7 protein-coding genes are annotated in these 16,404 nt (G+C 63.9%); 1 reads left to right on the forward strand and 6 read right to left on the reverse strand.

Features of this window, described 5'->3' with window-relative positions:
* A complete protein-coding gene (locus D4Q52_RS15070; protein WP_119857387.1) occupies positions 1–834 on the forward strand; it encodes a hypothetical protein in 834 nt (277 codons plus the stop codon).
* Positions 835–1,028: 194 nt separating this feature from the next.
* On the opposite strand, the gene D4Q52_RS15075 is transcribed toward D4Q52_RS15070, so the two are convergent.
* From D4Q52_RS15075 to rpoB, 6 genes are all read right to left on the reverse strand, one after another.
* Positions 1,029–3,128: an ABC transporter ATP-binding protein gene (locus D4Q52_RS15075; protein ID WP_119857388.1), complete on the reverse strand. Its 2,100-nt coding sequence runs from the start codon at positions 3,126–3,128 to the stop codon at positions 1,029–1,031.
* A gap of 131 nt (positions 3,129–3,259) precedes the next feature.
* Positions 3,260–5,314, reverse strand: coding sequence for an FAD-dependent oxidoreductase (locus tag D4Q52_RS15080; protein ID WP_119857389.1), 2,055 nt, complete (start codon positions 5,312–5,314; stop codon positions 3,260–3,262).
* Positions 5,315–5,631: 317 nt separating this feature from the next.
* On the reverse strand, positions 5,632–6,282 hold the full coding sequence (locus tag D4Q52_RS15085) for a hypothetical protein (protein ID WP_147407810.1): 651 nt from the start codon (positions 6,280–6,282) through the stop codon (positions 5,632–5,634).
* Between the two features lie 213 nt (positions 6,283–6,495).
* A complete protein-coding gene (locus tag D4Q52_RS15090) occupies positions 6,496–7,578 on the reverse strand; it encodes a helix-turn-helix transcriptional regulator (RefSeq protein WP_119857391.1) in 1,083 nt (360 codons plus the stop codon).
* Positions 7,579–7,862: 284 nt separating this feature from the next.
* Positions 7,863–12,065 (reverse strand): DNA-directed RNA polymerase subunit beta', encoded by a 4,203-nt coding sequence (rpoC, locus tag D4Q52_RS15095; RefSeq protein ID WP_119857392.1) that lies wholly within the window; start codon positions 12,063–12,065, stop codon positions 7,863–7,865.
* 152 nt (positions 12,066–12,217) lie between these two features.
* Positions 12,218–16,342, reverse strand: a complete 4,125-nt coding sequence (gene rpoB / locus D4Q52_RS15100; RefSeq protein ID WP_119857393.1) for a DNA-directed RNA polymerase subunit beta — start codon at positions 16,340–16,342, stop codon at positions 12,218–12,220.
* Positions 16,343–16,404: the final 62 nt, after the last annotated feature.

The raw sequence follows: 16,404 nt of genomic DNA on the forward strand, positions 1-16,404 counted from the left end.
ATGCTGGCACTGGCGCCAGCTGACGCGCGTGCTGCGGACGAGGACGAGGACACCAAGCCGTCACCGCCGCAGGTGTATCTCGATCTGCGGACATCCTATTCGCGCGTGCCTGCCGGCGCCTTGTCGATCGGCTTCAGCACGCCATCGAGCATGCTGGCCCGCCTGTCCGAATTGACGCTGCGGCCGACGCCGTCCCTGCCGGCCAGCCAGGGAGTGGCGTGGGACGTGCCGCTGACCGTCGACGTCAACGATCAGGTGTCGCTGTATGGCGGCTTCAGCGCCACGACGTCGCAGGCCGGCGATTCGGCCTGGACCCCGGTCGCGATCACCAGTTGGAATGTCGGGGTACAGGCCGAGATCTATCAGCAGAACGGCGGCCCCATCCCCACCCTGACGCTGCAGACCACGCTGACCCGGGCGCTACCGTCCGGGCCGCTCGCCACCACCTCGCTTAACAATGTGCTCGAGGCCAGCTACGCGCTGAATGCGGACGAAACCCGCGGCCTACTCGCCGGCATGCAATCGACCCTGACGGCGATCGACGCCGACCGCGCCGAGATCCGGCCGAACTGGGTCGGCTATGTCGGCGGCTTCTATCAATGGGACAATAACTGGAAGGTAACCGGCCGCGTCGGCGTCCAGTCGTTCGGCGGTGCCCAGTTGCTCAATCTGGCGCCGCTGGCGGCCTTCACCGAGCCGATCGTTCGGTTCGACCTCGACAAGATGGACGACAACGACAACCGCCTGTTCGGCCTCACCGCCCAGATCGCCTGGACGCCGAAACCGGCGTATCAGCTGACGCTGCGAACGCCGCTGTTTCTGACGAAGAACTGAACGGTGCTTGGACATTCGCGCAGAGCGGTCTTTGCAGGTGACCTGCTTGGCGAAGTCGTCGGCTCCCGAAACACGACGTCAACCCCGCCGTCATTGCGAGCGAAGCGAAGCAATCCAGAAGCGCCGTGCTCGAAGCTGGATTGCTTCGTCGCTTCGCTCCTCGCAATGACGGGGAGAGGCCGAGCCGGACCCTCTCACTCCTCGTCGTCATCCTCATCCTCATCATCGTCGTCGTCATCATCCGCGGCGCGGCCGTGGTTGCTCTGGTCGTCCCAGAGCTTGCGATAGACGCCGTTCAGGGCGAGCAGCTCCTTGTGCGAGCCGCGCTCGATCGCGCGGCCGCCGGAGATGACGATGATCTCGTCCATTTCGACCACCGAGGTCAGCCGGTGGGTCGAGAAGATCATGGTGCGGCCGCGGGCGAGCTTGAGCAGCGTCTTGTTGATCGCGGCCTCGGTGGTCTGGTCGAGCGCCGAGGTGGCCTCGTCGAGCAACAGCACCGAGGGATCGCGGACGATGGCGCGGGCGATCGCCAGGCGCTGGCGCTGGCCGCCCGACAGCGTGTCGCCGCGCTCGCCGACCTGGGTGTCGTATTTGTCCGGCAGGCTCATGATGTAGCGGTGGATCTCGGCCTTCTTGGCGGCCTCGATCACCTCCTCGTCGGTCGCGCCTTCCTTGCCGAGCCGGATGTTCTCGCGGATCGACATGTTGAACAGCATGTTCTCCTGGAACACCACCGCCATGCTCTGCCGCAGCGAATCCAGCGTCACCTTGCGGACGTCGACGCCGTCGATGCTGATGCGGCCCTCGTCGGGCTGATACAACCGCAGGATCATGTTGAGCAGCGTGCTCTTGCCCGAACCGCTGGGGCCGACAATGGCGATGCTCTTGCCGGCCTTGAGCTTGAGGCTGAGATTGTCGATCACCGGTCGCTCGGCGCCCTCATAGCTGAAGGTCACCCGCTCGAATGCGATGTTGTCGGTGATGCGCGGCAACTCGGCGGCGCCGGGCTTGTCGGCGATCGGGGTCGGCTCGTCGAGCAGCTCCTCCATGTGGCGCACCGCGGCCGCGGCCTGGATCGCCACCGGGATGAACTGCATCAGATGCGCGATGTTGTACGACACCTCCCAGAATGCACTCTCGAAGGTCACGAAGGTGCCGACCGTGATCTGGCCCTTGGTGGCCAGATACGCGCCGATCGCCAGCACCACGATGTGCAGCAGCAGCACCGCGACGGTGACCGAGCGCTCGACCATCGAGCGCAGGAACACTGCCTCGGCGATCTTGTCGCGCGTCGCGTTGTTGCGCAGCGAGAAGAAGCCGAACATCTTGCGCTGCAGGCTGAACGCCTTGACCACCGCCTGGGCGCCGACATTCTCCTGCACCATGCCGAGCAGCCCGGCCTCCTGGACCTTCTGCTCGTAATTGGCCTGCACGGCCTTCGGCGTCAGGATGCGCGGGCCGATCAATGTGATCGGGAAGATCAGCAGCGCCACCACGGCGAGCTGCCAGTTCAGGAACAGCATCAGGATGATGCCGGCGATCAGTTCGAGGAACGGCAGCATCGCCGTGTTGGCGAAGATCTCGACCACGTTCTCGAACGCCGCCATGTCGATCGAAAACCGCGACAGCGTCTCGCCGCGCTTGGTACGGGCGAAATAGCCGGCCGGCAGTTTCTGGACGTGGTCGAACAGCCGGGTGCGGACGTCGGTGATTACCGAGGCGGCGAGCCGCGCGTCCCAGCGCTCGTACCACACCGCGACGATCGAGGTGATGATGCCGGCGACGGCGAGGATCGACAGGATCTTGTAGAGTTCCTGGAAGTCCTCCTCGCCGAGCGCGTCGTCGATCAGGAATTTCAGGCTGAGCGGCATGATGACGTTGAACAGCGTCTCGACCAGCACGCCGAACACGACGATCGCCACCATCTTGCGATAGTTCGGCAGGATCGGCCGGACATGCCGCGCAATCGTCGCCAGCGCGCCTGCGGCCTCGCGCGCGGTGAAGACGACGAGCTCCTCGTCCTCATCATCGTCGTCGTCGTCATCCTCGTCGTCGTCCGCCGCCTTCTCCTTGGCCTTCGCCTTGTCCTTCGGGGACGGCGTCTTGTCCTGGACGAGCTGCTTGACCGGCGGCTTGGTGCTCGGCACCGGCGACGCGACGGCGCCGACCGGGATGGCGAACTTCTCGTCGAGCGGCGATGCGGGCGTGCTCGCGCCAGGCTCGCCTGACGGCGAAGCGCCGGATTGATCACTGCCGTCGGCGGGAGGATTGGCTGGTGGCTTGCGCGTCATGAAGCGGAACCGTGGGTGGACCGGCTGGAGACGAAATGGCTGGAAGCGAAATGATCGACGCCGTGACTCGTTCGAGCCACGGCGTCGCAATCCTTAGGCGATATCAGCAGGTCCGGCCAAGCCGTTCGTTCTCAATCTTCGTCGTCGACCTTGTCGAAGAACGAATAGCGGAGGCTGTCCGCGTCGCCGTACCACTGCCCCGGGCCCTTGCCGGCTTTCAGCGTGGCTTCCCAGAGCTGGTCGCTGCAGTCCTTGCGGTGCATCGACAGGTCGAAGCCGTTGTTGAAGAACAGTTCCGACCACTCCCACCAGGTGCCGAGCTTCTTGACCGCGCGCAGCAGATCGTAGCGATCGACCACCCTGGGATCCATGTCGCTGGTGACCGAGCCGAACACCAGGCCGATGCGGGTGACGCGGCCGAGCTCGCGGATCGCCTTGACCACGCGCGCCTCCGGCACGTGGCACAGGCTGGTTTCGAACACGAAGTCGAACGAATTGTCCTCGAACGGCAATTCGGCGATCGAGCCGAACTGGTTGTAGGGCTTCAGCGCCTCCGGTGTCCTGGCGAGGATGCCGCGATTGTTCTCGACGCCCCACGCATCGATGCCGCGCTCGCGCAGCGCGCCGACCAGCTCGCCGCTGGCCGAGCCGGCGACCAGCAGCTTGGCGCCCTGCGGCACATCCCAGACCGTCCGGATCATCTGCAGCAGGTAGTCCGGATCGGTGAACCGGTTCCAGACTTCGCTGTACGGGCCCTGGTTGCGATAATTGTCGAAATACGACGCGTCGATCTTGTCAGACACCGCCTTCTCGGCCAGCGCCCGGGCGCGGCGCAGCTTCATGGTCTCGGTGACGATGATGTCGGTCGCTGCGTCCGAGGAATCGAGCAGACCATTCAGGGTCGAGTCAAACAGATAGTCGCCGACCACGACGAAGCCCGGATGGTTCTTCGGCTCCGGCCGGTGATTGGTCATCACATCGCGCACCGGCAGGCCACCGGGGATGCAGTTGACCGACGACAGCCAGCGATGGGTCTTGCCTTCGAGGAAATGATCGCGCGCGTCGCCGAGCGCCGCGGGCAGCGATTTCAACGCGAGGTCGATCAATTCCTTGTCGGTCAGGTTCGAGAACGCCAGCGCGTCCGAGCCGGCGACCAGGAAGTTCAGCACGCCGTATTTGCCGACGTCGTGGCGGGCGCCCTCGTTGTAGACGCAGCAGCCGCCGAACGCTTCCGACATGAACCAGGCGCCGGGAATCTTGTCGCCCCAGAACGGCTTGTCGAACAGCAGCGAGATCCGCAGGTAGTGCGCCGGACGGTCGAAGTAAGCGACGTGCTTGACCATCGCCTTGCGCAGCTGCTCGTTGCCCCAGGACAGCGTCGCCAGCCAGTTGTGCGGCAGGCACATCAGCACGAGGTCGAAGTCGCGCGTCTCCGGCCCCTTGCCGTTCATCATGTTGAGCTCGTAGCGCCCGGTCTCGGTCTTGCCGACCTTGAGGACGCGGTGGTTGAGCTGGATCTCGGCGTCGACCTCGGAGCGTAGCCCTTCGATCAGCTGCTCGTTGCCGTTCTGGATCGAATACAGCCCGATATAGCCGTCGATATCCATCACGAAGTTCTTCAGCGCGTTGAGGCCGTTGGTGTTGTGGCTCTCGGTGGCGATGTCGGACCGCGCCATCACCTTGAAGAACTTCTTGGCGACCGGATCCTCGACTTCCTTGTCGAGCAGTTGCTCGCAATTCATCCAGGCCCAGGGATGCTCGTTGTCGTGGGCGCCGACCCCTTCATAGTACTGCACCGGCGACATCTGCTCGGTCAGCGTCTTGCGGAAGGCGAGGATCGCGTCGGCGGTCTTGTCGCCGTATTTCCTGCGCATGCCCGGCACGTCGTTGAGCAGTTCGCCGTCGAGTTGCACCTGCTCGGCATCCATCGGGATGGTCTGCAGACCGAAATGCTGCACCAGCTCGCGAAGCGGGTCCGGCCCGGTCATCGAGTAGTCGTAGAGCTCGGCCACGCCGGCCTCGTACAGCGCCGGCGCCGTGTCGAAGGTCCGCGACACGATCTTGCCGCCAAGGCGATCGGACGCTTCGAAAATGGTAATCCGGCACATTGGGCCGAGCTTCTTCTTCAGGTACCAGGCGCTCATCAGGCCGCCCGGGCCGCCACCAACGATTGCAAGGTCAAACATCTGGTTCTTTCAACGCAAGGCGCAGGCCGTTCGCCGCACCACCAAACCCGATCCGTTCCGCCGGCGCTCGGGTGGATTCGATTCTCTGCGAAAATCAGCTTGAGATCAATGATTTAAGACTGATTTTGACGTCGAACCGGCGCCCCTGCCGAAGGATCGCGTCGTTCATGAACAGCAAGGCGCCTTTCACCTGAAGGAAACATGAACGGAGCGTGAGAGCGGCCGCAAAATGCGCGCACGCCCTACCAAACGCTCAGGACGCAACGGCTGCTGCGTCCAGCGTCGGGCATAAGCTGCCGCTCGGGAGGCCTTGCGGCTCAACGGCCGAGAAAATCGTCGGCAACGCTGAGAAGCGGGGAATCCGACCTGCGCAAGGCGTTCAGATCGATCTGGGCGTACTTCAATACCTGTACGGTTCCACCCTCCGGATCGACAAACGACCGCCCGGTCCGCGTCCAGCCCCGGCTTGAAAACATCGGCACCATCGGTTCCTCTGCGGCCAGTAAACTCTGCTTCGCCCCGGCAAGATGGGCGCTGCGATAGACTTGGAGAAGCAGCGGCACCATCAAGGCGGGACCACGCGGTGCGGGGCGGACAGCAACAGCAGAAACGACCATCGCGGATTCCAGATCTTCCGGCTGAGCGGCTTCGATCAGGAGACCGAGGCGCCGGTCGTTGATTGCGTCGGACGCGCGGGTCAGACGGACGGTCGCGACGGCCTCGGCCCGGTCCTCGGCAACGAAGACGAGGCTGCACAGATCGATCGGTTCGATGGCCTCTGCGCGACAAAATCCGTTGATATCCGTCAAGTCGCGGCGAAGCTGCGCGGCCCTCGCCAGATCTGCCCGGGATCGGACGATGTGAATTGCAGCTTCCGTAGGGATCGTCGCTGCAGCCGGCCATCCTGCAAAAACAAGGTCGGCGTCCGGGGTTTGATGATGGTCGCCAGACGCGACGTTGATGAGCAACTCGGAGGCTCGCATCCGAATACACCGCCCTGCCTTTTCGACTAATGTGCAGGGACTGCCGCGTCGTCACATCACCCAAATGGGTGATGTGATCGGCCTTCGCTGCAACGTCGCGGCGCAGCGTCAAACAGCGCGCTGCGCCTGCTCGCCAGAAAAGCCGTGCCTTGTTTGTTTCAGGGCGCCGATCGCCGCGACAGACCAATCAGGCGCGACCTACTCGAGCGCCTTCCCCGCCAGCAAACTCACCAGTTCCTGCTGCCGCGAGAGACCGGTCTTCGACAGCACGGCCTTGAGCTGGCTGCGGACGGTTTCCCGATCGACACCATGCGACCGCGCCAACTCTTCGACGGAGCGCGCGAGGCCGATGCCGTGAGCGATCTTCGCCTCGGTCGGGGTCAGATCGAACAATCCTTGCAGGACCTCCGCACTCGGCACTGCAGCGCGATCGACCGGCGTTACGATCAACAGCGCAGCGGCCTGCAGAAAGATGTCGTTCGCGGCACCACGCACCGGCACCACGTGCACGACCATCGGCACGCGATCCGGCGTCGCGCCGATCGGGATCGACCTGATGTTTCGCCCCTCCAGATGCAGCTCCGCCAGAGCCGTCGCCAGCAACCCGTCGGCGGCCTGGTCGGAAATCGCCAATCGCTGCGTCCGATCCTGGAAAAGCGAGGGCATATAGGTTTGGAACAGTGCATTGGCTGCCAGCACGCGGCCTTGTCGCCCCAGCACGGCGCCCGGCAGTCCCAGTGCCTGCAACGTTTCGGCTTGAGCACGAACGCGCTCGAAGCCCAGCCGATTGGCAATCAGCGAGGCGCGCGCCAAATGTGGACGCAAGCCGTCGAGAAACTGGATATCTTGCGGGGCCACCGGCCCCTGCGCGCCAGTCCGGAAGATGGTGATCGCAACCGAATCCCCGGTCGGCATCGGAATGATCGTGCCCGCCCGATAGTCCAAGCCGTGTTTGCGGAAGAAGTCGCGGTACACTTCATCTGCGTTCAGTTCGATCTCGGTGAACAGGTCACGCTCACTCACGAAGCCGGGGTGGCCGAGGGCGAGAGCGCGCGGCAGCGTGCGATCGCGTTGGCTCCAGCCGCCGTTCATGAACAGGCTCATCGTCCCGTCGTGATTGGGAGAATTGAGCGATCGTCCATAGCCTTCGTGGACGGCGAACAACGCGCCCCCGTTTCCCCCGACTGCATCACCGATTTCGTGCAGCAGCGCAGGCCAGAGCTGCGGCACCAGGCCTGCCTCGTAAATCCGATCGGTCAGCGCAGTGAACTGCTGCTCCATTGCCAAGCTGCCGCTTTGGAGATCGCGAACTACTTTCTACGCCTCCAGGTGGCACAATGCCAAGCGTACACCGCAAGCGATGCCGCAGCGCAGCAACGACACCGGTTTTGTGCCGGCATCCACCCGCTTGCCGACAAAGACACGGCACGGGAGTAAATGGCCCGGACAAGCCAGGCCATGACAAAGGACTCCCTGCAGGCTCTGATCGGAGCGGCCGAAAACGCGAAGAGCCGGCGTGCTGATCGCGCGCCGGCTCTTCGTTAGTCAGGTCGCTGCTGCGGCGGTTACTCCGCCGGCGGCAGTTGCAGTGGTTCGGCTTCCGGGGCGGCGGCCGGGACGATGGCCGCCTGCTTCTCGCGTTCGTCCATGATCAGCCGGTCGCGCTTGAGCGCGACTTCGCGGATCTTGGCCATCGAGGCGCCGGTGCCGGCCGGGATCAGGCGGCCGACGATGACGTTTTCCTTGAGGCCTTCCAGCGGGTCCACCTTGCCGTTGACGGCGGCTTCGGTGAGCACGCGGGTGGTCTCCTGGAACGATGCCGCCGAGAAGAACGACCGGGTCTGCAGCGAGGCCTTGGTGATGCCGAGCAGCACGGGATTGCCGGTGGCAATCTTCTTGCCCTCTTCCTTCGCCTTGGCGTTGATCGCGTCGAACTCGATCTTGTCGATCTGTTCGCCCGAGATCATGTCGGTCTCGCCCTGGTCGGTGATCTCGACCTTCTGCAGCATCTGGCGAACGATCACCTCGATGTGCTTGTCGTTGATCAACACGCCCTGCAGTCGGTAGACCTCCTGGATTTCGTTGACCAGATAGGCAGCGAGTTCTTCGATGCCCTTGATCGCCAGGATGTCGTGCGGCGCCGGGTTGCCTTCGACGATGAAGTCGCCCTTTTCGACGATGTCGCCGTCCTGAAGGTGGATGTGCTTGCCCTTCGGGATCAGGTACTCGCGCGCCTCTTCTTCCTTGTCCATCGGTTCGATCGAGATCCGACGCTTGTTCTTGTAGTCGCGGCCGAACCGGATGGTGCCGGCGATTTCCGCGATGATGGCGGCGTCCTTCGGCTTGCGGGCCTCGAACAGTTCCGCCACCCGCGGCAGACCGCCGGTGATGTCGCGGGTCTTGGCGCTCTCGGTCGAGATACGCGCCAGGATGTCGCCGGGCTTCACCTGGGCGCCGATATCGACCGACAGAATGGCGTCGACCGACAGCATGTACCGGGCGTCGCCGCCGCGGGCCAGCTTCAGCACCTTGCCGTCCTTGCCCTTCACCACGATCGCCGGACGCAGATCCGCACCACCGCGGGTCGAGCGCCAGTCGATCACGATACGCTTGGCAATACCGGTCGACTCGTCGAGCGTTTCCGAGATCGACTGATCTTCGACCAGATCCTCGAAATCGATCGTGCCCTCGACCTCGGTCAGGATCGGACGGGTGTACGGATCCCACTCGGCGATGCGCTGGCCGCGCTTGACCGTATCGCCCTCGTCGACGTGCATGCGCGCGCCATATTGGATGCGATGGGTCGCACGCTCGGTGCCGTCCGGATCGACGATCGCCACAACCATGTTGCGGACCATCGCAACGTTGTGGTTTTCGCCGTTCCGCGCGATCGCCTTGTTCTTGATGACGACCTTACCCTCGAAGTTCGACTCGATCACCGACTGCTCGTTGATCTGCGCCGCACCGCCGATGTGGAAGGTACGCATCGTCAGCTGCGTGCCCGGTTCACCGATCGACTGCGCGGCGATGACACCGACCGCCTCGCCGTGGTTGACCGGCGTACCGCGGGCGAGATCGCGCCCGTAGCAGCTGCCGCAGATGCCGTTGACCAGCTCGCAGGTCAGCGCCGAGCGGATCTTCACTTCCTGCACGCCGGCCTGCTGGACCGCCTCGACGTCACGCTCTTCCATGAGCTTGCCGCGCGGGATGATCACCTCGTTGGTGTTCGGATCGCGCACGTCCTCGCCCGCGGTGCGGCCGAGAATACGCGAGCCGAGCGAGGCCACCACGGTGCCGGCGTCGACGATCGCGCGCATCTTGATGCCGAGCGAGGTGCCGCAATCATCCTGGGTGATGATGCAGTCCTGCGCCACGTCGACCAGACGGCGGGTCAGGTAACCGGAGTTCGCGGTCTTCAGCGCGGTGTCCGCGAGACCCTTACGGGCGCCGTGGGTCGAGTTGAAGTACTCGAGAACCGAGAGGCCTTCCTTGAAGTTCGAGATAATCGGCGTCTCGATGATCTCACCCGACGGCTTGGCCATCAGGCCGCGCATACCGGCGAGCTGACGCATCTGCGCCGGCGAACCACGCGCACCGGAATGGGCCATCATGTAGATCGAGTTGACCTGGTTGTCGGCGCCGTCTGCGTTCTTTCGGATCGCGGAGATCTCCTTCATCATCTCCTTGGCGATTTCCTCGGAGGCCTTCGACCATGCGTCGACCACCTTGTTGTACTTCTCGCCATGGGTGATCAGACCGTCGTTGTACTGCTGCTCGAAATCCTTCGTCAGCGTGCGGGTGGTGTCGACGATCTTCCACTTCGAGCCCGGCACGACCATGTCGTCCTTGCCGAACGAAATGCCCGCCTTGAACGCGTTGAAGAAGCCCAGCGCCATGATGCGGTCGCAGAAGATCACCGTCTCCTTCTGACCGCAGTGACGATAGACCTGATCGATCACGCCGGAGATCTCGCGCTTGGTCATCAGCTTGTTGATGACCTCGAACGGCAGCTTCACCGACTTCGGCAGCACCTGACCGAGCAGGATGCGGCCCGCGGTGGTTTCGATCAGCCGCATATAGGGCTTGCCCTCATCGTCGAGGGATTCCCAGCGGTACTTGATCTTGGTGTGCAGGTGGATGACCTTGGAGAACAGCGCGTGCTCCATCTCGGCCAGATCACCAAACACCTTGCCCTCGCCCGGCAGGCCTTCCCGCATGATCGACAGGTAGTACAGGCCGAGCACGATGTCCTGCGACGGCACGATGATCGGCTGGCCGTTCGCCGGATGCAGGATGTTGTTGGTCGACATCATCAGGACGCGCGCTTCCAGCTGCGCTTCGAGCGACAGCGGGACGTGCACGGCCATCTGGTCGCCGTCGAAGTCGGCATTGAACGCGGCGCAGACCAGCGGGTGCAGCTGGATCGCCTTGCCCTCGATCAGCACCGGCTCGAACGCCTGAATGCCGAGACGATGCAGCGTCGGCGCGCGGTTCAGCAGCACCGGATGTTCGCGGATCACCTCGTCGAGGATGTCCCAAACCTCCGGCCGCTCCTTCTCGACCAGCTTCTTGGCCTGCTTGACGGTGGTCGACAGACCCTTGGCGTCGAGCCGCGAATAGATGAACGGCTTGAACAGCTCGAGCGCCATCTTCTTCGGCAGGCCGCACTGATGCAGCTTGAGTTCGGGACCGACCACGATCACCGAACGGCCCGAATAGTCGACGCGCTTGCCGAGCAGGTTCTGACGGAACCGGCCCTGCTTGCCCTTGAGCATGTCGGCGAGCGACTTCAGCGGGCGCTTGTTGGCGCCGGTGATGACGCGGCCGCGGCGGCCGTTGTCGAACAGCGCGTCAACAGCTTCCTGCAGCATGCGCTTTTCGTTGCGGATGATGATGTCCGGCGCACGCAGCTCCATCAGGCGCTTCAACCGGTTGTTCCGGTTGATGACGCGGCGATAGAGGTCGTTGAGGTCGGAGGTCGCGAACCGGCCGCCGTCGAGCGGCACCAGCGGCCGCAGGTCCGGCGGGATCACCGGCACCACGGTCAGGATCATCCACTCCGGCTTGTTGCCCGAGTAGCGGAACGCTTCGACGATCTTCAGACGCTTGGCGAGCTTCTTGTGCTTGATGTCCGAGTCGGTCTCGGCCATCTCGACGCGCAGCTGCGCATCGATCTTTTCGAGATCGAGGCCCTTGAGCAATTCACGGATCGCCTCGGCGCCGATCATGGCGGTGAAGCTGTCCTGGCCGAATTCGTCCTGCGCGCGGAGGTACTCTTCCTCCGACAGCAGTTGACGCTCCTTGAGCGAGGTCAGACCCGGCTCCAGCACGACGTAGTATTCGAAGTACAGAATCCGCTCGAGGTCCTTCAGCGTCATGTCGAGCAGCTGCCCGATACGCGACGGCAAGGACTTCAGGAACCAGATGTGGGCGACCGGCGCGGCCAGCTCGATGTGGCCCATGCGCTCGCGACGGACGCGGCTGAGCGTGACTTCGACCGAGCACTTCTCGCAGATGATGCCCTTGTACTTCATCCGCTTGTACTTGCCGCACAAGCACTCGTAGTCCTTGATCGGCCCGAAGATGCGGGCGCAGAACAGGCCGTCGCGCTCCGGCTTGAAGGTGCGGTAGTTGATGGTCTCCGGCTTCTTGATCTCGCCGTAGGACCACGACAGAATCTTCTCCGGCGACGCAATCGAGATCCGGATCTGGTCGAAGACCTGAGCCGGCGTCGTCGGATTGAACAGATTCATAATTTCTTGGTTCATGCCGTTCTCCTTGGCCGCGGAGCGACCGTCAGAATCAGAATGTCAGTTCGTCACGCCCGGGCCTCCCGGGCATCCGCGCCTTCAAGCCAGCAAGCGGCGAAGGCGTGGATGGCCGGGACGAGCCCGGCCATGACAGGCGCAGGTGACTGCGCTTACTCGGCCGCCTCGGCTGGCGGCGGAACGCCCAACTTGGAGTTGTGCAGGTCGACGTTGAGGCCGAGCGAGCGCATTTCCTTGACCAGCACGTTGAACGATTCCGGGATACCGGCCTCGAACGTGTCGTCGCCGCGCACGATCGCCTCGTACACCTTGGTGCGGCCGGCGACGTCGTCCGACTTCACCGTCAGCATTTCCTGCAGCGTGTAGGCCGCGCCGTAGGCTTCGAGCGCCCACACCTCCATTTCGCCGAAGCGCTGGCCGCCGAACTGCGCCTTACCGCCCAGCGGCTGCTGGGTGACGAGCGAGTACGGACCGATCGACCGGGCGTGGATCTTGTCGTCCACGAGGTGATGCAGCTTCAGCATGTAGATGTAGCCGACGGTGACGCGACGATCGAACTGATCGCCGGTGCGGCCGTCGTACACGGTCGACTGACCCGAGGCATCGAAGCCCGCGAGCTTCAGCATCTCCTCGATGTCGGCTTCCTTGGCGCCGTCGAACACCGGCGTCGCGATCGGCACGCCGTGGCTGAGGTTGCGGCCGAGTTCGAGCAACTCCTTCTCGTCCAGCGACTTGATGGTCTCGTCGTCGCCGTAGATCTTGCGGAGCGTCTCGCGCAGCGGCTTGAGGTCCTCGCGCTGATAGTACGAGTCGATGGCCTCGCCGATGCGCTTGCCGAGACCGGCGCACGCCCAGCCGAGATGCGTCTCGAGGATCTGACCGACGTTCATGCGGCTCGGCACGCCGAGCGGGTTCAGCACGATATCGGCGTGAGTGCCGTCCTCCAGGAACGGCATGTCCTCGATCGGCACGATCTTGGAAACGACGCCCTTGTTGCCGTGGCGGCCGGCCATCTTGTCGCCCGGCTGGATCTTGCGCTTCACCGCGACGAAGACCTTGACCATCTTCATCACGCCGGGCGGAAGTTCGTCGCCGCGCTGCAGCTTCTCGACCTTGTCGAGGAAGCGCTGCTCGAGGCCCTTCTTCGACTCGTCGTACTGCTTCCGCATGGCCTCGATCTCGGCCATCAGCTTGTCGTTCGGCGCAGCGAACAGCCACCACTGCGACTTCGGATACTCCTCGAGCACCGCGCGGGTGATCTTGGTGTCCTTCTTGAAGCCCTTCGGGCCGGCCACGGCCTGGCGGCCGTCGAGCAGGTCGGCAAGACGGCCGTAGACGTTACGGTCGAGAATCGCCTGCTCGTCGTCGCGGTCCTTGGCCAGACGTTCGATCTCTTCCCGCTCGATCGCCAGCGCACGCTCGTCCTTGTCGACGCCGTGCCGGTTGAACACGCGGACTTCGACGATGGTGCCCTGCACGCCCGGCGGCACCCGCAGCGAGGTGTCGCGAACGTCCGAAGCCTTTTCGCCGAAGATGGCGCGCAGCAGCTTCTCTTCCGGCGTCATCGGGCTCTCGCCCTTCGGCGTGATCTTGCCGACCAGGATGTCGCCGGCGCGGACTTCCGCGCCGATGTAGACGATGCCGGCTTCGTCGAGATTCTTCAGCGCTTCTTCCGACACGTTCGGAATGTCGCGCGTGATTTCCTCCGGACCCAGCTTGGTGTCGCGGGCCATCACTTCGAATTCCTCGATGTGGATCGAGGTGAAGACGTCTTCCTTCACGATCCGCTCGGAGAGCAGGATCGAGTCTTCGAAGTTGTAGCCGTTCCACGGCATGAACGCGACCAGCACGTTGCGGCCGAGCGCGAGCTCACCGAGGTCGGTCGACGGACCGTCCGCGATGATGTCGCCCTTGGCAACCTTGTCGCCCACCTTCACCAGCGGACGCTGGTTGATGCAGGTCGACTGGTTGGAGCGCTGGTACTTCATCAGCCGGTAGATATCGACGCCCGACTTGGTCGGATCGAGATCTTCGGTGGCGCGGATGACGATACGGGTCGCGTCGATCTGGTCGATCACGCCGGTGCGGCGCGCGGCGATCGCCGCGCCCGAGTCACGGGCGACCACGCCTTCCATGCCGGTGCCGACGAACGGCGCCTCGGCGCGAACCAGCGGCACCGCCTGGCGCTGCATGTTCGAGCCCATCAGCGCGCGGTTGGCGTCGTCGTTCTCGAGGAACGGGATCAGCGCCGCGGCGACCGAAACCAGCTGCTTCGGCGACACGTCCATGTAGTCGACCTGATCGGCCGGCAACGGAACGACGTCGCGCGTGCCGCCGGCACGGCAGACCACCAGATCGTCGGTGAACTTGCCCTTGGCGTCGAGCGACACGTTGGCCTGAGCGACCGCGTAGCGGCCCTCCTCCATCGCCGACAGGTAGACAACCTCGTCGGTGACGCGGCCTTCCTTGACCTTGCGGTACGGAGTCTCGACGAAGCCGTATTTGTTCACGCGCGCGAAGGTCGCGAGCGAGTTGATCAGGCCGATGTTCGGACCTTCCGGCGTCTCGATCGGGCAGATCCGGCCGTAGTGGGTCGGATGCACGTCGCGGACTTCGAAGCCGGCGCGCTCGCGGGTCAGACCGCCCGGGCCAAGCGCCGACAGACGGCGCTTGTGGGTGATCTCCGACAGCGGGTTGGTCTGGTCCATGAACTGCGACAGCTGCGAGCTACCGAAGAACTCGCGCACCGCGGCAGCCGCCGGCTTGGCGTTGATCAGGTCCTGCGGCATCACCGTGTCGATATCGACCGACGACATCCGCTCCTTGATGGCACGCTCCATGCGCAGCAGGCCGATGCGATACTGATTTTCCATCAGTTCGCCGACCGAACGCACCCGGCGGTTGCCGAGATGGTCGATGTCGTCGATCTCGCCCTTGCCGTCGCGCAGACCGACCAGGGTCTGGATCACCGCCAGGATGTCTTCCTTGCGCAGCGTGCGATGGGTATCGGGCGCATCGAGGTCGAGGCGCATGTTCATCTTGACGCGGCCGACCGCGGACAGGTCGTAGCGCTCGCTGTCGAAGAACAGCGACTGGAACATATTCTGCGCGGACTCGAGCGTCGGCGGCTCGCCCGGGCGCATCACCCGGTAGATGTCGAACAGCGCGTCCTCGCGCGTCATGTTCTTGTCGGCCGCCAGCGTGTTGCGGATGTACGGACCGACATTGACATGGTCGATGTCGAGCAGCGGCAGCTCCTTGTAGCCCTGCTCGTTCAACGCCTTCAGCAACTTCTCGGTGATCTCCTCGCCGGCTTCGGCGTAGATTTCACCGGTCTTCGGGTTGACCAGATCCTCGGCCAGATAGTTGCCGACCAGTTCCTCGTCCGACAGACGCAGCGCCTTGAGGCCCTTTTCCTGCAGCTGGCGCGCAGCACGGACGGTCAGCTTCTTGCCGGCCTCGAGCACGACGTTGCCGGTGTCGGCGTCGATCAGGTCGTTGACGGTCGAATAGCCGCGGAAGCGCGAGGCGTCGAACGGCACGCGCCAGCCGTCCTTGGTGCGCTTGTAGATGATCTTCTTGTAGAAGGTGCTGAGGATCTCCTCGCCGTCGAGGCCGAGGGCGAACATCAGCGACGTCACCGGAATCTTGCGGCGACGGTCGATACGCGCGAACACGATGTCCTTGGCGTCGAACTCGATGTCGAGCCAGGACCCGCGATACGGAATGACGCGGGCAGCGAACAGCAGCTTGCCCGACGAATGGGTCTTGCCCTTGTCGTGATCGAAGAACACACCCGGCGACCGGTGCATCTGCGAGACGATGACGCGCTCGGTGCCGTTGACCACGAAGGTGCCGTTCATCGTCATGAGCGGGATATCGCCCATGTAGACGTCCTGCTCCTTGATGTCCTTGACCGAACGGGCGCCGGTTTCCTCGTCGATATCGAACACGATGAGGCGCAGCGTCACCTTCAGCGGCGCAGCATAGGTCATGCCGCGCTGGCGGCACTCGTCGACATCGTACTTCGGCGGCTCGAATTCGTAGCGAACGAATTCCAGCATCGAGGCGTTAGAGAAGTCCGAAATCGGAAACACCGACCGGAAGACCGCTTGCAGGCCCTCATCTTCACGACCGCCCGGAGGCTCCGCGACCATCAGGAACTGGTCGTAAGACGCCTTCTGAACCTCGATGAGGTTCGGCATCTCGGCGACTTCCCGAATGTGACCGAAGAACTTGCGAACGCGTTTGCGACCGGTGAACGTCTGCTGCGCCATCGTGGCCTCTCATGTCGTCGCCCGGCGGGGCGAACCTTCCGAGGCGCGATCTGCACCGCCCC

This window comes from Rhodopseudomonas palustris (assembly GCF_003591005.1).
Classification (GTDB): domain Bacteria; phylum Pseudomonadota; class Alphaproteobacteria; order Rhizobiales; family Xanthobacteraceae; genus Rhodopseudomonas; species Rhodopseudomonas palustris_K.

Bases quoted from the DNA above. Each gene is read 5' to 3' on its own strand.
- D4Q52_RS15070 (WP_119857387.1), top strand. From the start codon at position 1: ATGCTGGCACTGGCGCCAGCTGACGCGCGTGCTGCGGACGAGGACGAG.
- D4Q52_RS15075 (WP_119857388.1), bottom strand. From the start codon at position 3,128: ATGACGCGCAAGCCACCAGCCAATCCTCCCGCCGACGGCAGTGATCAA.
- D4Q52_RS15080 (WP_119857389.1), bottom strand. From the start codon at position 5,314: ATGTTTGACCTTGCAATCGTTGGTGGCGGCCCGGGCGGCCTGATGAGC.
- D4Q52_RS15090 (WP_119857391.1), bottom strand. From the start codon at position 7,578: ATGGAGCAGCAGTTCACTGCGCTGACCGATCGGATTTACGAGGCAGGC.
- rpoC (WP_119857392.1), bottom strand. From the start codon at position 12,065: ATGAACCAAGAAATTATGAATCTGTTCAATCCGACGACGCCGGCTCAG.
- rpoB (WP_119857393.1), bottom strand. From the start codon at position 16,342: ATGGCGCAGCAGACGTTCACCGGTCGCAAACGCGTTCGCAAGTTCTTC.